Origin of the sequence: Micromonospora siamensis, assembly GCF_900090305.1 — a bacterium.
Taxonomy (GTDB): domain Bacteria; phylum Actinomycetota; class Actinomycetes; order Mycobacteriales; family Micromonosporaceae; genus Micromonospora; species Micromonospora siamensis.
The window spans coordinates 2,388,347-2,406,699 of sequence record NZ_LT607751.1 but is presented as its reverse complement, the minus strand read 5'-3'; the positions used below and the strand labels follow the sequence as shown (position 1 = coordinate 2,406,699).

Below are 18,353 nucleotides of genomic sequence, written 5' to 3'. Positions count from 1 at the left end.
GGGTGACGCCGCATCGGGTCACCGGACGGCCGCCACCGCCTCCTGCTCCGTGGTGGTGAACGGCGCCAGCTCGGCGGCGAGCGCCTCGTTGACCCGCACGTGCAGCAACGTGCCCTCCGGCAGGTGCGCGGTGCTCAGCACCTCGCCCTGGCGGTGCAGCCGGGCGACCAGGTCACCCCGGTCGTACGGCAGGACCGCGCGGACCTCCACCGCCGGGCGGGGCAGCCGCGCCTCGATGGCGGCGCGCAGCCCGTCGATCCCCCGGCCGGCGCGGGCCGACACGAAGACCGCGTCCGGCCAGAGCCGCTTGAGCCGCAGCAGCTCGTCCTCGTTCGCCGCGTCGGTCTTGTTGACCACCAGCAGCTCCGGCAGCCGGTCGGCGCCCACCTCGGCGAGCACCTCGCGGACCGCGCGGACCTGCTCCTCCGGATCCGGGTGGGTGCCGTCGACGACGTGCACCACCAGATCGGAGTCGGCGACCTCTTCCAGCGTGGAGCGGAACGCCTCGACGATCTGGTGCGGCAGGTGCCGGACGAAACCGACCGTGTCGGAGAGGGTGTAGAGCCGGCCGTCGGCGGTGGTCGCCTTGCGGGTGGTCGGGTCGAGGGTGGCGAAGAGCGCGTTCTCGACCAGCACCCCGGCCCCGGTCAGGCGGTTGAGCAGGCTGGACTTGCCGGCGTTGGTGTAGCCGGCGATCGCCACCGCGGGCACCGCGTTGCGGGTACGCCGGGCGCGCTTGGTCTGGCGTACCGTCTTCATGCCCTTGATCTCGCGGCGCAGCCGGGCGATGCGGTGCCGGATCCGGCGCCGGTCGGTCTCCAGCTTCGTCTCACCGGGGCCACGCAGACCCACGCCGCCGCCGGCGCCGCCACCACGGCCGGAACCACCGCTCTGCCGGGAGAGGGTCTCACCCCAACCGCGCAGCCGGGGCAGCAGGTATTCGAGCTGGGCCAGCTCGACCTGGGCCTTACCTTCCTTGCTCTTGGCGTGCTGGGCGAAGATGTCCAGGATCAGCGCCGTCCGGTCGACCACCTTGACCTTGGTGCGCTGCTCCAGGTTGCGCAGCTGCGACGGGGACAGCTCACCGTCGCAGATGACCGTGTCGGCGCCGGTGGAGAGCACCACCGCGCCCAGGTCGTCGACCTTGCCCCGCCCGACGTAGGTGGCCGGGTCCGGCCGGTTGCGGCGCTGGATCAGCCCCTCGAGCACCTGCGAGCCGGCCGTCTCGGCCAGTGCCGCCAGCTCGGTGAGGGAGTTGTCCGCGTCCGCCTGGGTGCCCTCGGTCCAGACCCCGACCAGGACGACCCGCTCCAGCCGCAGCTGGCGGTATTCGACCTCGGTGATGTCGGTGAGTTCGGTGGAGAGACCGGGGACCCGCCGTAGTGCCTGCCGCTCCGAGAGCTCGAACTCGCCGGTGGTGGCGTCCGTCTCGTCGTCGTCGGTGTAGGTGAGGTAGGTCTCCTCGTCGCGCAAGCCGCGTCTCCTGTCGTTTATGTCCGCTGCCGGGGTGTTTCCAGCGCGTATCAGTAATCCTGACATGTGGCAACGCCGGACGCACCCGCTATATGCCCGGGTCAGTACCCGTCAGTAGCGGGGGCGGATACCGGCAGCGCCGGTCGGGCGGGTAGAAATGCGAGTCGAGCTGTCAGCGTTGACGAGGAGAATTGTTCCGTGGCCATCACCCGACTGCCGAGCGCCGGATTCTCGATCACGATCCGGATCGCGGTCCCCGCGGACGCGTCGTCGATCGGCCGGCTCACCACCGCCGTCGGCGAGGCCGGCGCGATCGTCACCGCGCTGGACGTGGTCGACTCCGACCCGACCAACGTGATCGTCGACCTGACCTGCGACACCGCCGACGCCAGCCACGCCGACCAGGTGGTCGACGCGCTCACCGCGCTGGACGGGGTCGACGTCCGCAAGGTCTCCGACCGCACCTTCCTGCTGCACCTCGGCGGCAAGATCGAGGTCAGCTCCAAGGTGTCGCTGCGCACCCGCGACGAGCTGTCCCGCGCGTACACCCCGGGGGTCGCCCGGGTCTGCCAGGCCATCGCCGAGAACCCCGCCGACGCCCGCCGACTCACCATCAAGCGCAACACCGTCGCCGTGGTCAGCGACGGCTCCGCCGTGCTCGGCCTGGGCAACCTCGGCCCGGCCGCCTCGCTGCCGGTGATGGAGGGCAAGGCGGCCCTGTTCAAGCGCTTCGGCGGGGTGGACGCCTGGCCGGTCGTGCTCGACACCCAGGACACCGACGAGATCGTCGCCATCGTGAAGGCCATCGCGCCCGCGTACGGCGGGATCAACCTGGAGGACATCGCCGCGCCGCGCTGCTTCGAGATCGAGGCCCGGCTGCGCGAGCTGCTGGACATCCCGGTCTTCCACGACGACCAGCACGGGACCGCCATCTGCGTGCTCGCCGCGCTGACCAACGCGCTGCGCGTCGTGGGCAAGCAGCTCGCGGACGTCCGGGTCGTGGTCTCCGGCGCCGGCGCGGCCGGCACCGCGATCATGAAGCTGTTGCTGCGCCAGGGCGTCGGCGACATCATCGCGTACGACCGGCAGGGCGCCCTGCACCGCGGGATGACCGGGCTCAACCCGGCCTGGCAGTGGCTGGCCGACAACACCAACAAGGCCGGCTACGCGGGCGACCTGGCCGGCGCGGTCCGTGGCGCCGACGTCTTCATCGGGGTCAGCGCGCCCAACCTGCTCACCGGCGACGACGTGGCCGGGATGGCGAAGGACGCGATCGTCTTCGCGCTGGCCAACCCGGACCCGGAGGTCGACCCGCGGGAGGCCCGCAAGCACGCCGCCATCGTGGCGACCGGCCGCTCCGACCAGCCCAACCAGATCAACAACGTGCTCGCGTTCCCCGGCGTCTTCCGCGGCATGCTCGACGCGCACGCGGAGGAGTTCACCGAGGAGATGGCGCTGGCCGCCGCCCGGGCGATCGCCGACGTGGTCGGTGAGGACAAGATCAATCCGACGGTGATCGTGCCGAGCGTCTTCGACTCCCGGGTGGCCCCGGCGGTCGCCGCCGCCGTCCGCGCCGCCGCCCAGAACCCCGGCGCCATCCTGACCCCGGCCGACCCCTCCCCCGCGGACCCCAACGCCACCCCGGCGCCGGCCCCCACCACCCCGCCGGCCCCGGCCGACCTCCCCGAGATCGCCGCCGAAGCCTCCGCCACCCCCTGACAGCCCCGCCCGACACCGTCCATCCCCGCCCACGCCCGGACGCGTCCGCCCCGCCCACGCCCCGTTGATCATGAAGTTTGCGGTCCGGAAACCGGACAAACCCACCCGCCAACTTCATGATCAACGCTTCCCCGCCGCACCCGGCAGCTCACCCCGGCCGGGGGCGCCCGGTCCACCCCGGCGCATCGATCAAGAAGTTTGCGTCAGTTTCCGACCGTTGGCTTGACGAAGAATCCTTGATCAACGCACCGGTGGCGGGGCGCCACGGCGTGGCAGGGGTGGGGTGGGGCAGGGGTGGGGGGTGGGTCAGGGGGTGGGGGTCAGGGCGGTGGGGTCGAGGGCGCCGGCGGCGACCAGGACGGCGGGGCCCACCAGCCAGCAGGTGTCGTCGGTGACGGTCACCGTGACCCGCCCGCCGGGGACGTCGACGGCCACCGTGCCGGTGTCCCGGCCGAGATCGCGCAGGGCGACGGCCGCGACCGCGCAGGTCCCGGTGCCGCAGGAGAGCGTTTCGGCCGAGCCGCGCTCGTAGACCCGCATCAGCACGTGCCCGTCGACGCCGGCCACCGGCTCGCCGGGCGCGGTGAACTCGACGTTCACCCCGTCCGGGAAGACCGCCGGGTCGAAGTCCGGCGCGCGGCCCAGGTCGAGAGTCGCCAGGTCCAGGCCGGCCGGCAGCGGACAGACCAGGTGCGGGTTGCCGACGTCGACGGCGGTGCCCGGCAGGGTCAGGCCGCCCAGGGTGGCGACCGAGGCGTCGAACAGCCGGGGGCGGCGCATCTCGACCGCGATGGCGTCCCCCTCGACGCGGGCGCGTACGAGGCCGGCTCGGGTGGCCACCGGCAGCGCCGCGCCCTCCGGCTCAGCCAGCCCGGTGGTCAGCAGGTAGCGGACGAAGACCCGGGCGCCGTTGCCGCACATCTCGGCGAACGAGCCGTCGGAGTTCCAGTAGTCCATGAACCACTCGGCCTCGCCGGCCAGGGCCGCGCCGTCGGGGTGCTTGGCGGCCCGGACCACCCGCAGCACGCCGTCGCCGCCGACACCTCGCCGCCGGTCGCAGATCGCGGCGACCAGCTCGGGCGTCAGGTCGAGGGCGCCGTCCGGGTCGGGGAGGATGACGAAGTCGTTGCCGGTGCCGTGCCCCTTGGTGAACTCCACGCCCCCATCATGGCCGATGCTCGGCGACCAGCCGCAGGGCAGTGTCGACAAGGCCGTCGGCTGCGGAGTCCAGCCAGTGGATCCGCGGGTCACGCCGGAACCAGGACCGCTGCCGGCGTACGAAGCGCCGGGTGGCCCGGATCGTCTCGTCGTGCGCCTCGGTCTCGGTCAGCTCACCGGCCAGGAAGCGCAGCACCTGCTGGTAGCCGAGTGCCCGGCCGGCGGTCCGCCCCTCGGCGAGACCCCGGCCGGCCAGCTCGCGGGTCTCCCCGACCAGCCCGTCGGCCCACATCCGGTCCACCCGCAGGGCGATTCGCTCGTCCAGCAGCGCGGTGTCCAGGTCGACGCCGAGCTGCACCGACGGGTAGTAGGGCGTCGGCTCGGGCAGCGACGCGGTGAACGGCGCGCCGGTCAGCTCGATCACCTCCAGGGCCCGGACGATCCGCCGGCCGTTGCCGGGCAGGATGCCGGCCGCCGCGGTCGGGTCGGCGGCGCGCAGCCGCTCGTGGAGCGGTCCCGGGCCCGTCTGGGCCAGCTCGGCCTCCAGCCGGTCCCGGACGGCGGGGTCGGTGCCGGGGAACTCGAACCGCTCCAGCACCGCGCGGACGTAGAGCCCTGAGCCGCCCACCAGCAGCGGCACCTTTCCCCGGGCCAGGATGTCGTCGACCGCGGCCCGGGCCAGCCGCTGGTATTCGGCGACGCTGGCCGGCTCGGTCACCGCCCAGATGTCCAGCAGGTGGTGCGGCACGCCCTCCCGCTCCGCCGGGGTCAGCTTCGCCGTCCCGATGTCCATGCCCCGGTAGAGCTGCATCGAGTCGGCGTTGACCACCTCGCCGTCGAGGGCGTGCGCCAGGGCGATGCTCAGCGCCGACTTGCCCGCCGCGGTCGGTCCGACCACGGCCACCACACCGCCGGTCATGCCCGCCCCCAGGAGGCCACGAAGTAGGCGACGCCGTAGGGCACCGAGTAGTGGAGCAGCTCGCCGCGCCAGTCGCCACCCGCCGCGCGGACCGCACCGGCCAGCACCTGCCAGGGCCCACGGCCGGCCACCCGCAGCTCCGCGCCGAGCATTGGGTCCAGGTCGAGCAGGGCGGCGGTGTCCGCGTCGGCCAGGGCCCGGGCCACCCCCTCGTCGTACGGCTCTGCGCGCGGGTCGTCGTAGCCGGGTGCCTTGGTGCCCCGGCAGGCCGACCCGTCCCCCAGCACCAGCAGCGCCACCCGCCGCTCGGAGCTGGCCACGAGGGTCGCCCCGAGCTCGGCGCACTCGTCCGGCGAGGCGTCGGTGGCGACCGACCGGGCCAGTCGGGGCAGCTCGGTGCCCGTGCGACCCAGCAGCCAGGCGCCGATGGTCAGACTCAGCGGCAACCGTTCGGCACCGGCACAGTTGACCTTCCACAGCCGGACCGCGCGATCCAGCCCGTACGCCCGCAGCGAGCCGGAGTCGGCGGGGTCGAACCGGGTGGTCGTGGGCCCGTCGCCGACCAGGAGCAACTCGTCGGGGCGGGCGGCGAGGAGACCGGCGACGGCGGCGTCGGAGGCGTCACGCAGCTCGTCCAACTCGGGGGCGGCGGCGCCGGCCAGCTCGGGGACGAGCAGCGGCGGATGGGGGCAGACGGCGGCGGCGACCAGTGGCACCAGGCAACGGTAGCGGCCCCGGCGGTGCGCACGGCGACCAGATTGGCCCGGTCACGCCGCTGGCGGGGCAACCGGGTCACCCGGACAGGCGCGTCGGGCCGGCGGCGCGGCAACCAGGCTCCGGGTCGGTCCACCCGCAGAGCCGCCCGCGTGGCGGGCCGACGGCAGGGGCCGGCTGGTGGCGCGCGGGCGGCGGGCCTGCGGCACAGTGGACGGGTGCCGGTCGGCACCGATTCCTCGGGCGAGGGAGTGGGCCACGCCACTCCGCGGCGGTCGGATGACCGATACGTCCCGCGCGGATACCCCCATCAGGGCCTTACGACACCGTATGGTCACGGTCGACGACAGGCGCTCGACACGCACCGGGTCGGACCTGTGACAATGCCCGAAGTAACTTGGCTGCGCCGTGGCGGCGTCGCGGGGGTGTCCCGTCGACGCCGGGAGAACGAGGATGGGCACATGAGCGACTGGACTGCCTTCGGACGGGTGGACGAGGACGGCACCGTCTACGTCAAGACCGCCGAGGGTGAGCGGGTGGTCGGATCCTGGCAGGCGGGGGCGCCCGAGGAGGGGCTGGCCCACTTCGCCCGCCGCTACGCCGACCTGGTCACCGAGGTTGACCTGACCGAGGCGCGGCTCAACTCGGGCGCTGCGGACGCTGGTCACTCGCTGACCACGATCAAGCGGATCCGGGCCACGCTGCCCGAGGCGCACGTCGTGGGCGACATCGACGCCCTGGTGGCGCGCCTGGACAAGCTCGCCGTGGTGGCCGAGGAGAAGGCCGGGGAGGCCCGCGCCGCCCGCGACGCCGCCCGTACCGAGGCGCTGGCCCGCAAGACGGCCCTGGTGGAGGAGGCGGAGAAGCTGGCCGCCGAGTCGACCGGCTGGAAGACCGCCGGGGACCGGCTCAAGGAGATCCTCGACGAGTGGAAGACCATCCGCGGGGTCGACAAGAAGGCCGACGGTGAGCTGTGGAAGCGGTTCGCCGCCGCCCGGGACGGCTTCACCCGCCGGCGAGGCGCCCACTTCGCCACCCTGGACCAGCAGCGCAAGCAGGCGCAGCAGGTCAAGGAGGAGCTGGTCGCCGAGGCCGAGAAGCTCAAGGACTCCACCGAGTGGGCGGCGACCGCCAACCAGCTCAAGGACCTGATGAACCAGTGGAAGACCGCGCCGCGGGCCTCCAAGGAGGCCGAGCAGAAGCTCTGGGAACGGTTCCGGGCCGCCCAGGACGCGTTCTTCAGCCGCCGCAGCGAGGTCTTCTCCGCCCGGGACAACGAGCAGAAGGCGAACCTGGAGCGCAAGCAGGCGCTGCTGGCCGAGGCCGAGGCGCTCGACGTCGACGGTGACCCGAAGGGCGCCCAGGCCAAGCTTCGGGAGATCCAGGCGCAGTGGCACGAGGCCGGCCGGGTGCCCCGCGAGGCCGCCGCCGGACTGGAGCGCCGGCTGCGCGCCGTCGACGACAAGGTCCGCGAGGTGATGGACTCGGCGTGGCGGCGTACCACCAAGGAGGACAACCCGCTGCTGGCCCAGATGCGGGCGCAGGTCGCGGAGGCCGAGGAGCGGCTGGCCCGCGCGCAGGCCGCCGGTGACGCCCGCCGCGTCAAGGAGGCCGAGCAGGCCCTCGCCTCGAAGCGCCGGTTCCTGCAGCTCGCCGAACAGGCCGGCTGACCCCAGTTCCTACCCCGGAAGCCCCCGACCCTGACGGGTCGGGGGCTTCCGACTGTCCGCCCCGCGCCCAGATCACGCTACTTCCTGGATGTAGTGGCCTCCTCGGGTCCGCGACGCCACCACATCCAGGATCGAGCGTGACCTTGCCCGAGAGGCCGGTCGGCCCGGCGGCGGCCGGGGCAGGAGGGTGGGTGTCAGGCAGGGATGGTTGACGCATCGAGACAGGCTGATCAGAATGGGCTCGGAGCCAGGTTCCGACACCGGCACGAGGGCACCTGCGGCTGATCAGCCGTCGGAGAGTTCCGGTGTGATCGGCGCGAGTGACCGCGTCCACGTGACCGGATCGTCGCGCTCTGTCCGCGTACTCGCGGAGGAGCGTGACCATCGACCTGGCCCTCCCGCCCGCGGCGGCCGCGCCGCGCGGGCATCCGAAGTGGAGCTCCGATGCACCGACCCACCGCCCTCGGCGGCGCGCTCACCGCGCTCGCCACCGCCGCGGCCGGCGTCCTCGTCGCCGCCGCCGTCAGCACCACCCCGGCCGCCGCCGCTGTCGGCGGCACCGGCACCGGCTACCTGCACACCAACGGCAGCAAGATCGTCGACAGTACGGGGGCCACCGTCCGGCTCACCGGCATCAACTGGTTCGGCATGGAGACCGACAACAAGACGTTCCACGGTCTCTGGTCGAGCAACCCGTGGCGCGGTCAGCTCGACACGATGGCCCGGCTGGGTTACAACACCCTGCGCATCCCTTACTCGAACGACGCGCTGAAGCCGGGCGCGACGGCCAGCGGGATCAACGACTTCGTCAACCCGGACCTGGTCGGGCTCTCCCCGCTGCAGATCCTCGACAAGGTCATCGACTACGCCGGCGGCAAGGGGATGCGGGTCATCCTGGACCGGCACCGGCCGACCTCGGCCGGGCAGTCACCGCTCTGGTACACCTCGACGGTCTCCGAGGCGACCTGGATCGCGGACTGGAAGATGCTCGCCCAGCGGTACGCGAACAACCCCACGGTGATCGGCGCGGACCTGCACAACGAGCCGCACGCCGAGGGCACCAACCCGGCCGCCACCGGCGCCTGCTGGGGCTGCGGCGACACCGCCCGGGACTGGCGGCTGGCCGCCGAGCGGGCCGGCAACGCGATCCTCGGGGTGCAGCCGAACTGGCTGATCTTCGTCGAGGGGGTGAGCTGCCCCAGCGGTGGCCTGTCGAACGTCTGGGACGGCGACACCAGCAACGACGAGGACTGCGGCTGGTGGGGTGGCAACCTCTCCAAGGCCGGGCAGTTCCCGGTCCGGCTGAACGTGGCGAACCGGCTGGTCTACTCGCCGCACGAGTACGCCACCTCGGTCTACCACCAGGCCTGGTTCGACGACCCGACGTACCCGGCGAACATGCCGGGCATCTGGGACAAGTACTGGGGTTACCTGTACAAGCAGAACGTCGCGCCGATCATGATGGGCGAGTTCGGCACCACGTTGCAGGACCCGAAGGACAAGGTCTGGTTGCAGAACCTGCTGGCGTACACCGGGACCGGGGTGAACGGGATGTCGTTCACGTACTGGTCGTGGAACCCGAACTCGGGTGACACCGGCGGCATCGCCAACGACGACTGGACCACCATCAACCAGGCCAAGCAGGACATCATCCAGCCGTACCTGATCGCGCCGGTGGGTGGTGGCGGCAACCCGTCCCCGACCCCCACGTCGCCGTCCCCGTCACCGACCTCGCCGTCGCCGTCGCCGACGACGCCGGCCCCGAGCGGGGCGTGCACGGCCAGCTACAAGCAGGTCAACGCCTGGGCCGGTGGCTTCCAGGGGGAGCTGACCGTGAAGAACACCGGCACCGGCACGCTGAACCCGTGGACCGCGACCTGGACCTGGCCGTCCGGGGTGACCCTGGCCAGCGGCTGGAACGCCACCGTCACCCAGTCCGGCAGCACGGTCACCGCCGCCGCTCCGGACTGGGCGAAGACCCTCGCGCCGGGCGCGTCGGTGACGGTCGGCTTCACCGCCAACGGCGCGGCGTCCGCGCCGGGCGCAGTGAAGCTCAACGGCGCCGCCTGCTGAGGACGCCGACGGCCGGGACCCGTGGCGGGTCCCGGCCGTCGAGGCGTCGCGTCAGTGCGCGGAGCAGGCCCCGGCGGGCGCGGGCGGCGTGGTCGGCGCGCCGACCGTGGGCAGCCCGAGCAACACCCCGGGGGTACGCGGGGAGCGTCCCGCCTCGGCCGCGTCACCGGCGCGGGTACGCCGGTGCGACAGCGGCTCGCCGTCGGCGTTGAGGTGGTGCGGGGCGGCGTACGTGACGGTGGTGTGCACGATGTCGCCGGGCCGGATCCGCCCGGCCAGCGACCCGGCGTCGAAGTGGACCAGGCGGCCGTCGCGGGCCCGGCCGGACATCCGGCCGGTGCGCTCGTCCTTGCGCCCCTCGCCGACGGCGACCAGCACCTCGACCGGCTCGCCGACGAGCTTCTTGTTCTCCGCCCAGGTGATCTCCTCGACGCAGGCGATCAGCCGGTCGTAGCGCTCCTGCACGACCTGCTTGGGAAGCTGGCCGTCCATGGTGGCCGCCGGGGTGCCGGGGCGCTTGGAGTACTGGAAGGTGAACGCCGAGGAGAACCGGGACTCGCGGACCACGTCCAGGGTGCGCTGGAAGTCGGCCTCGGTCTCGCCCGGGAAGCCGACGATGATGTCGGTGGTGATCGCCGCGTCCGGCATCGCCGCGCGGACCTTCTCGATGATGCCGAGGTATTTCTCCGACCGGTACGACCGGCGCATCGCCTTCAGCACGTCGTCGGAGCCGGACTGCAACGGCATGTGCAGCGAGTGGCAGACGTTCGGCGTCTCCGCCATCGCGGCGATCACGTCGTCGGTGAAGTCCTTCGGGTGCGGGCTGGTGAACCGGACCCGCTCCAGCCCGTCGATGTCACCGCAGGCGCGCAGCAGCTTGCCGAAGGCGTACCGGTCGCCGAACTCCACGCCGTAGGAGTTGACGTTCTGCCCGAGCAGGGTCACCTCCAGCACACCCTCGTCGACCAGGGCGCGCACCTCGGAGAGGATGTCGCCGGGGCGACGGTCCTTCTCCTTGCCGCGCAGCGACGGCACGATGCAGAAGGTGCAGGTGTTGTTGCAGCCCACCGAGATCGACACCCAGCCCGCGTACGTCGACTCGCGGCGGGTGGGCAGCGTGGAGGGGAAGACGTCGAGGGACTCCAGGATCTCCACCTCGGCGGCGGCGTTGTGCCGGGCCCGCTCCAGCAGCACCGGCAGGGAGCCGATGTTGTGGGTCCCGAAGACCACGTCCACCCAGGGGGCCTTGCGGACGATCTCGCCGCGGTCCTTCTGGGCCAGGCAGCCGCCGACGGCGATCTGCATCTCGCGGTGCTTGTCCTTGACCGGGCGGAGCCGGCCGAGGTTGCCGTAGAGCCGGTTGTCGGCGTTCTCCCGGACCGCGCAGGTGTTGAAGACGACCACGTCGGGGGTCTCGTCCCCGCCGGGTGCGCGCACGTATCCCGCCTGCTCCAGCAGGCCGGAGATGCGTTCGGAGTCGTGCACGTTCATCTGGCAGCCGTACGTGACGACGTTGTAGGTCCTAGCCACCTGCTCGGCGCCCCTTTCCTCGGGCTACCAGGGTAGCGGCCCGCTCGGCCGACCCGTCCGCCCGGCATTGACCCGGCGGCCCATGGCGGGGGCATCCGCCGGGCAGTACGCTGCACAGCAGGACTGTGTTCTGGGCGGTTTCGGGGTCTTTGCACCACCGATACGCGTCTCCGACTCGGGGGAGCACATGACGAACCCGCGGGAGGCCACCGTGACGCTACAAAACGCGGCAGAGCGCATCGTCGTCGCCGGCGACGGGCGGCGACTCGCGGTGGAGACCTCCGGCGCCCCGGACGGGCCGGTGGTGTTCCTGCTGCACGGCACCCCGGGCAGCCGCAGCGGCCCCCGCCCCCGGCCGGTCGTGCTCTACCGCCTCGGCGTGCACCTGGTCTGCTACGACCGGCCCGGCTACGGCGACTCCGACCGGCAGGAGGGCCGCCGGGTGGCCGACGCGGCGGCCGACGTGGCGGCGATCGCCGACGCGCTCGGCATCGACCGGTTCGCCGTGGTGGGGCGCTCCGGTGGCGGGCCGCACGCCCTGGCCTGCGCGGCGCTGCTGCCCGAGCGGGTGACCCGGGCCGCGGTCCTGGTGGGGCTGGCCCCGGCCGGCGCCCCGGACCTGGACTGGTACTCCGGCATGACCGAGGGCAACGTCGACGACTACGGGCTGGCCGACGAGGACGCCACCGAGCTGAAGCTGTCGCTGACCGAGCGGGCGCGCAACGCCCAGCGGGACCCGATGACCCTGCTCGAGGTGCTCCGCCCGCAGCTCAGCGAGTCCGACATCCGGGTGGTGGACGACGTGACGATCCGCCGGCTGCTCACCGACATGTACGCCGAGGCCCTGCGGCACGGCCCGGACGGCTGGATCGACGACGTGCTCGCCCTGCGCCGCGCCTGGGACTTCGACCTCGGCGCCATCCGGGCGCCGGTCCGGTTGTGGCACGGCGAGCAGGACCGCTTCTCGCCGGTGGCGCACTCCCGGTGGCTGGCCGCCCGGATCGCCAACGCGGAGGTCCAGGTGCAGCCGGGCGCCGCGCACTTCGGCGCGGTGGAGATCCTGCCGCAGACCCTGGCCTGGCTGACCACCCCCGAGCTGGCCACCGCCCCGCGGCTCTGACCGCCGGCCGACGGACCCCCGGACGCCATCGGCCCGGCCAGGGCGCGGGCCGACCAGGCGCGCGGCCCGACCAGGCGCACGGCCCAGCAGGGCGCGCGGACCGGCAGGGCGTGCGGACCGGCAGGGCGTGCGGACCGGCAGGGCCTGCGGACCGGCAGGGCGCGCGGCGTGCCGGTCAGAACGGGTTGGGGTCGATCACCCGGACCACCAGCCGGCGCTCCCGCAGCGTCTGCACGCTCGGATGCTCCTGCCCGATCACCTCGGCCAGCCGGTCGGCGGCGGCCTCGGCGTCGGCCTCGGCCGCACCGGCACCCGCCCGCCCCGCGACCAGGGCGAGGTCACCCAGGCAGCGCAGGGTGTCCGGGTGGGTCGCGCCGATGGCGTGGCCATGCCGCCGGGCGGTGTCCCGCAACCGGTCCAGGGCCGGCGCCCACTCCCCCTCCTCGGCGAGGCAGACCGCGTGGTTGACCTCCGCGGCGAGGGTGTGCGGATGGTCGAGGCCGAGCACCTTGCGCAACTCGTCCACCGCCCGCCCGGCGGTGGCGCGGGCCTCGGACCGGCGGCCGAGGGCGCGTTCGGCGGCGGACCGGTTGCTCAAGGTGGCCAGCGTGTGCGGGTGCGTCGGGCCGAGGCGCAGCTCCTCCTCGTACGCGCGGGCCACTGCGGCCATCTCGCTCAGCGCCCGGGCCTCGTCGTTGACCGCGAGCAGGTTCGCCGCCCGGCTCGACCGGCAGGCCACCGTGTCCGGGTTGTTCGGCCCGAACCGGTCGGCCAGCGTCCGGTACGCGGCCTCGAACATCGGCGCGGCGTCGGCGGGCCGGCCCACGCTGCGCAGCGAGACCGCCAGGTTGACCTGGGCGGTGAGGGTGAGCTGGTCCTCGCCGCCCAGCACCTCGACGTAGCGGTCGTACACCTCGCGGAGCAGCAGCACCGACTTCTCGTACTCGCCGGCCTCCCGCAGGTCGCCGCCGAGCCGGACCGCGGAGAGCAACGTGTACGGGTTGGTCGGGCCGAGCACCAGCCGGCGCCGCTGGTGCACCTCGTCGTCCCAGCGCCGCGCCGACCGGTAGTCCCCGACCAGCCGGTAGGAGGCGGCGAGGTTGTTGGCGGCGCTCAACGTCCGCCGGTCGTCCTCGCCGAGCACCTGCACCCAGGAGGCGTAGGTGGAGCGGTCGCGTTCCAGCGCCTCGGCGTACCGGCCGAGGGCCCGCAGATCACCGGCGAGGCTGCCGGCGGTCATCAGCGAGTGCGGGTGCAGCTCGCCGAGGAGTTGGCGCTGCTCGGCCAGGACCGCCTCGTCGAGGTCCCGCGCCTCGGCGAACCGGCCGAGGCTGCGCAGGATGTTCGCCCGGTTGAACCGCAGGTGCAGCAGCTGCCGGGGCAGCGCCCCACCGCCGTCCGGGCCGGCGGCCTGCGCCGACCAGATCTCGTCGACCCGCCGGCTGAACTCGTCGGCCTGGTCTAGGCCGCCGCGCTGCCACAGGTAGCGCACCCGGTCGATCAGCAGCTGACGGACCGTCTCCTCCGCGCAGGTCAGCGCCTCCGACACCTCCAGGTGCGGCCAGAGCATCCGCAGCCGAGGCCAGGTGCCGGGGTCGTCGACGTCGCCGCGCGGGCGGGACGCGGCCAGCACCAGGTGGACCTGGTGCCGGGCCTCGGTGACCTCCTCGGCGGTCATCCGGTCCCGGACCACCGCCTGCAACAGCCGGTGCACCTGGATCCGGCCGCCCTGCACGTCCAACTTGAGCAGGGCGAGGCGGTTGATCTGCTGGACCAGGGCGCCCCGGACCAGCCGTTCGGAGACTGCCGGGTCGTACGGCACCAGGGCCGCGGCCATCTCGTCGCTGTAGATCAGCTCCAGGGCGATCTCCGGCGCCAGCACCGAGCAGAGCTGCAACAGCCGGTACGCGGCCGGCGCCTGGTCGCGCAGCCGGTTGAGCGACAGGTCCCAGGTGGCCTCCACCGACAGCGCGCTCGGCCCGTGCCGTTCGATCAGCCGCAGATAGTCCGGGACCGGCGTGCCGGTCTCCGCCAACCAGGCCCCGGCGGCGGCGACCGCGATCGGCAGGTCCCCCAGGGCGTCGGCGACCCGGTCGGCCTCCTCGGCGCTGATCGCCGGGACCCGCTGGGCGAGGTGCGCGACGCTCTCCGCCCGGTCGAAGACGTCCACCTGGATCGGGTTGGCCCGCTCCCCCCACGCCCGGTTGCGGGAGGTGAGCAGGACGTGGCCGGTCGGCCCCTGCGGCAGGAACTGCTCGATGTGCTCGAGCTCCTCGGCGTTGTCGAAGACGACCAGCCACCGCTCGTGGGGTCGGCCCCGGCCGAGCGCCTGGAGGGTGTTGCGCACCGAGTCGGGCAGCGTCGGGCCGGCCGGCACGTCGAGGCGGGCGCCCAGGTCGGCAAGGGCGGTGTCGACGAACTGCGGCGGGTCCGCCACGATCCACCAGACCACGTCGTACGCGCCGCGGTAGCGGTAGACGTACTCCAGGGCGAGCTGGGTCTTGCCGACCCCGCCCATGCCCTGCAGGGCGACGGGGAGCACCACCGCGCTGCGCCCGCTCTGCAACTGCCGGCGCAGCTCGGCCAGGTCGTCCTCGCGGCCGGTGAACCGGGCGTTGCGGTTGGGGGCGTTGAAGACGGTCGGATCGGTGCCCGGGTAGCGGCTGCCGCCGGCGGGCGCACCCTGGGCCGCGGCCGGCACCGGCCGGCCGACCAGCCGCAGCACCCGCTCCACCGCCGTCTCCGCGCTGACGTTGACCAGGTGGGTGGCGGCCTGCGCGGGGAACTCGGCCAGCGGTCGCAGGTCGGCCACGTAGACGGCGAGGGCGGTCGAGCCGGTGCTCGGCTCGCGGGGCGGCAGGCCGCCCGGTGGGGTCGCCAGGTAGGCCGGAGAGACCACGGTCAGCGTCCGGGGCGCCGGGGTGGCCGCCGAGCCGACCGCCGAGCCGGGGTCGACCACCCGCATCCCGGCCGAGCTGAGCACCCGTTCCAGCCACTCCGCCCAGACCGCGTCCTCCGGGGCGTACCGGAGCACGATCTGGTCGTCGACGGCCTCGGCGCGGCGGCGGAACCGGGCCTTGCCCCGCTCGCGGACGGACTCCACCATCACCGGCAGCGCGCTCACCTCGCCGTCGGTGAGGATCCCGGTCAGCGTCTCGAACGCGGCCAGCAGCGAGGTCGGCGAGCCGGGAGGGTCCCCGAAGGTGGCCAGGGTCTCCTCGTACGCGTAGAACGGCCGGTACGGCACCTCCACCGCCGCCCAGTAGCGCCGGCGTTCCGGCTCGGTCATCCCGGACGGCAGCCCGAGGAACCGGCGCATGGCCAGCGACCGGCCGGCCTCCGCCTTCTCCTTCTCGGCCTGGTCGACCCGCATCGGCACCGGCAGGATCCGGATCGGCCGGCGGCGGAACCGGTCCCGGACCGAGCGGGCCACCCCGGCCGCGCCCTCGATCCCCTGGTCGCTGAGGGTGAAGCAGTCGACCAGGGTGTCCGGCAGGTGCAGGGTGCAGATGTCGGCGACGTCGCTCAGGCCGGTGCGGCTGTCGATCAGGGTGTAGTCGTACTCGCGCTTCATGTCGGCGCGCAGCGCCTCGAAGAACTGCGCGCCGCCCAGCCGGTTGTAGAAGTTGTCCCAGTCCAGGCCGCTGACCGAGACGGCGTAGTCGCTGTTCTGCCGGCCGGCGGAGAGGAAGTCCAGGCTGCCGCCGTCGGGGAAGTCCCAGCGCAGGGAGAACGCGTGCCGGCCGACCCGGGCGAACTGCTCGACCCAGCGGTCCGGCCGGTCCACGGTGCGGGTGGTCTCCCACTCGTAGTCGCGGATCATGTCGATGACGCCGCTGGTGTTCTGGATCGCCTCGGCGTCGAGGAACGGGTGGAAGAAGCGGTGCAGGCCCGGGGATTCGAGGTCCCAGTCGGCGACCAGCACCCGTCGGCCGTTGGCGGCCAGGATCCAGGCCACGTTGGCCAGCGCCATGGTCCGACCCGTTCCACCCTTGAACGAGTAGAACGTGACGACCTGACCTTCGCGATCGTTGCTCATCGGTTCTCTCCGTGGGTACGCGGCGACGCCGGATCGTCGTGGGCGGGCGGCGGGTCGAGGCGGGTGCCGGGCCGGGGACGCGGCTCCGGCCCGTGCCGCAGGCTGGGTGGCGGCTCGGGCGGCGGGGGGAACTCCGTCACCGGGCCGTGTTTGAGGTACTGCCGGCGGGCCTCGGTCACCAGCGCGGGGATGAGGCCGGCGAACTCCGTCACGCTCCGGGCCTGCTTGACCTGGGGCACGCCCGCATTGTGCAGCATGTCCGTGACGTCCTCGGCGAGTCGCGTGGCGTCCTGCGGGTCTTCGCCGTCGGTGATCACCAGGGGCACCACCCAGGGCCGCAGCCCGCGTACCGCGCCGACCAGGGAACCCACCGCGCCGGGCGCCGCGGCGAGCCACGGATCGATCAGCAGCACCGCCGGGCGGCGGTCGAGCAGCTCGCCCGCCCCGTCGAAGTCGACCGTCCGCGCCGACAGGCCGAGCCGTTCGGCGGTGCTGGCGGCGTACTCGGCGACCGGCAGCTCCTGCTGCCCACCGAAGGGGCGCCAGGACCGGCCGGCGCCGGCGTACGGCTGCACGGCCCGGCCGGGCGGGAGCCGGTCGCGGGTGGGGGCCAGGACGGCCACCACCAGGTCCGGGTCGCCGGGCACCGGCCGGGCCACCTCGTCCAGGCCGGGGGCGCGGGAGGGGGCCAGCGGATGCCGCTCGGCGACGTCCACGATGTGCCGGGCCAGTCCCGCCAGCAGGTCGCGGTACGGGTCGGCGTAGGCCGACAGCATGCAGAGCGCCCGGACACCGTTCTCGGCGTACCCGGGGATCTCCCGGCCCCGCTCCAGCGCCGCCGCCAGCTCGGGACCGGTCTCGCCGTACGGGAACGGGATCCACAGCACCGGGGCGACGTGCCCGTCCCGGTCGCCGGTCGCCCCGGCCGCGGCGAGCCGGGCCCGGAACGACTCCTGCTCGCCGAGGGCCCACGGGCGCCGGAAGTAGCCGGGTGAGTAGAGCGGGACGAAGACCTGCGCGCCGCTGATCGCCTCGGCCAGCGCGGCCTTCCAGTCCGCCCCGACCGGGATGTGCTGGTCGAAGAAGCCGATCCGCATCCCGGGCGTCGGTCGGGCCCGCTCAGCCACGGCGGCCGACAGGTCGGTGAAGAACCGGCGTACCCAGACGTCGGTGTCGGTCCGCGCGCCCTGCGGCGGCGCGGAGTGGGCGTAGCTGAGGAAGAAGTACGTGCCGGGCGCCGCGCCGTAGGGGCTCACCGTTCCTCCCCGGCGAAGAGGTTCCGCAGCTCACCGAAGCCCGCGGGCACCCGGGGCTCCACCCGGAACGACCGGTGGATCTCGACGATGCGCTGGGCGAGCCGCCAGGCGACCGCCTGGTACGCGTTCTCCATCCGCATGGTGAGCAAGCCGTAGACCCCTTCCCGCTCGTACTGCCGCACGATGTCGGGATCCGGCATCGGGGTGGGCGAGAACCGTTGGATGTCGCGGACCACCCGGGGCAGCCGGGCGTCGTCCGTGGGCGACCAGGTGACCGGCACGATCGCGGTGGCGTGGCCGGGCCCGCCGCCGCCCTGCGGCACCAGTCGGCGGCGGGAGAAGGCGTCCCACTCCATCCCGCACCAGGCGCTGCCGATCAGCGCGCTGGAGAGCAGGGGGACGAAGACCTGGCAGGTCCCGGCGGCGCGCAGCAGCTCCGGGGTCCACCGCTCCCCGCCGGTCATGGCGCTGTCCATGAAACCGGCGTCGACCCCGGTCTCCGGCCCGACCAGCTCGCTGACGTGGACCGACAGGTCCTCGAAGAAGCGCAGGACGGGATCGGTGGCGCCGGGGGTGGAGCGGCGGAACGGCGGGCGGGAGTAGCTGAGGAAGAACAGCGGGGCCCGCGTCGCGGCGGGTGCGTCCACTGTGCTCACCGATGCGCCTCCGCCCTCCCCACGCG

12 protein-coding genes are annotated in these 18,353 nt (G+C 73.6%); 4 read left to right on the top strand and 8 right to left on the bottom strand.

Features of this window, described 5'->3' with window-relative positions; genetic code table 11:
- Positions 1 to 18: 18 nt before the first annotated feature.
- Positions 19 to 1,473 carry a GTPase HflX gene (gene hflX / locus GA0074704_RS11075; RefSeq protein WP_088970430.1) on the bottom strand — a complete coding sequence of 485 codons (1,455 nt, stop codon included), beginning with the start codon at positions 1,471 to 1,473 and terminating at the stop codon, positions 19 to 21.
- 198 nt (positions 1,474 to 1,671) lie between these two features.
- On the opposite strand from hflX, the gene GA0074704_RS11070 reads away from it, so the two are divergent.
- The gene (locus tag GA0074704_RS11070; RefSeq protein ID WP_088970429.1) at positions 1,672 to 3,192 is read left to right on the top strand and encodes an NAD-dependent malic enzyme; all 1,521 of its coding nucleotides are present in this window, start codon (positions 1,672 to 1,674) and stop codon (positions 3,190 to 3,192) included.
- Positions 3,193 to 3,498: 306 nt separating this feature from the next.
- Here GA0074704_RS11070 and dapF read toward each other — a convergent pair whose 3' ends face one another.
- The 3 genes from dapF to GA0074704_RS11055 are packed head-to-tail and all read right to left on the bottom strand — an operon-like array spanning position 3,499 to position 5,985.
- Positions 3,499 to 4,350, bottom strand: coding sequence for a diaminopimelate epimerase (gene dapF, locus GA0074704_RS11065; protein ID WP_088970428.1), 852 nt, complete (start codon positions 4,348 to 4,350; stop codon positions 3,499 to 3,501).
- Between the two features lie 7 nt (positions 4,351 to 4,357).
- Positions 4,358 to 5,269: a tRNA (adenosine(37)-N6)-dimethylallyltransferase MiaA gene (miaA, locus tag GA0074704_RS11060; RefSeq protein ID WP_088970427.1), complete on the bottom strand. Its 912-nt coding sequence runs from the start codon at positions 5,267 to 5,269 to the stop codon at positions 4,358 to 4,360.
- Complete coding sequence (locus GA0074704_RS11055) at positions 5,266 to 5,985, bottom strand: class III extradiol ring-cleavage dioxygenase family protein (RefSeq protein WP_088970426.1); 720 nt, start codon at positions 5,983 to 5,985, stop codon at positions 5,266 to 5,268. Before GA0074704_RS11055 ends, miaA begins: the two co-directional genes overlap by 4 nt.
- A 459-nt stretch (positions 5,986 to 6,444) precedes the next feature.
- Here GA0074704_RS11055 and GA0074704_RS11050 point away from each other — a divergent pair, with 459 nt between their 5' ends.
- Positions 6,445 to 7,653: a DUF349 domain-containing protein gene (locus GA0074704_RS11050; RefSeq protein WP_088970425.1), complete on the top strand. Its 1,209-nt coding sequence runs from the start codon at positions 6,445 to 6,447 to the stop codon at positions 7,651 to 7,653.
- 444 nt (positions 7,654 to 8,097) lie between these two features.
- Positions 8,098 to 9,726 (top strand): cellulase family glycosylhydrolase, encoded by a 1,629-nt coding sequence (locus tag GA0074704_RS11045; protein ID WP_088970424.1) that lies wholly within the window; start codon positions 8,098 to 8,100, stop codon positions 9,724 to 9,726.
- Positions 9,727 to 9,777: 51 nt separating this feature from the next.
- Here GA0074704_RS11045 and miaB read toward each other — a convergent pair whose 3' ends face one another.
- Positions 9,778 to 11,256 (bottom strand): tRNA (N6-isopentenyl adenosine(37)-C2)-methylthiotransferase MiaB, encoded by a 1,479-nt coding sequence (miaB, locus tag GA0074704_RS11040; protein WP_088970423.1) that lies wholly within the window; start codon positions 11,254 to 11,256, stop codon positions 9,778 to 9,780.
- Positions 11,257 to 11,467: 211 nt separating this feature from the next.
- Between miaB and GA0074704_RS11035 the strand changes: the two genes are divergently transcribed.
- Complete coding sequence (locus GA0074704_RS11035) at positions 11,468 to 12,376, top strand: alpha/beta fold hydrolase (protein WP_231926815.1); 909 nt, start codon at positions 11,468 to 11,470, stop codon at positions 12,374 to 12,376.
- Positions 12,377 to 12,551: 175 nt separating this feature from the next.
- Here the strand turns inward: GA0074704_RS11035 and fxsT are convergent, their stop codons facing one another.
- Genes fxsT through GA0074704_RS11020 form a run of 3 tightly spaced genes read right to left on the bottom strand, consistent with a single transcriptional unit; the run spans position 12,552 to position 18,327 of the window.
- Positions 12,552 to 16,415 (bottom strand): FxSxx-COOH system tetratricopeptide repeat protein, encoded by a 3,864-nt coding sequence (fxsT, locus tag GA0074704_RS11030; protein ID WP_088970421.1) that lies wholly within the window; start codon positions 16,413 to 16,415, stop codon positions 12,552 to 12,554.
- Positions 16,412 to 17,671 carry a TIR-like protein FxsC gene (locus tag GA0074704_RS11025; RefSeq protein WP_088970420.1) on the bottom strand — a complete coding sequence of 420 codons (1,260 nt, stop codon included), beginning with the start codon at positions 17,669 to 17,671 and terminating at the stop codon, positions 16,412 to 16,414. The genes fxsT and GA0074704_RS11025 overlap by 4 nt, the downstream gene beginning before the upstream one ends.
- A complete protein-coding gene (locus tag GA0074704_RS11020) occupies positions 17,668 to 18,327 on the bottom strand; it encodes a TIR-like protein FxsC (RefSeq protein WP_157743643.1) in 660 nt (219 codons plus the stop codon). Before GA0074704_RS11020 ends, GA0074704_RS11025 begins: the two co-directional genes overlap by 4 nt.
- Positions 18,328 to 18,353: the final 26 nt, after the last annotated feature.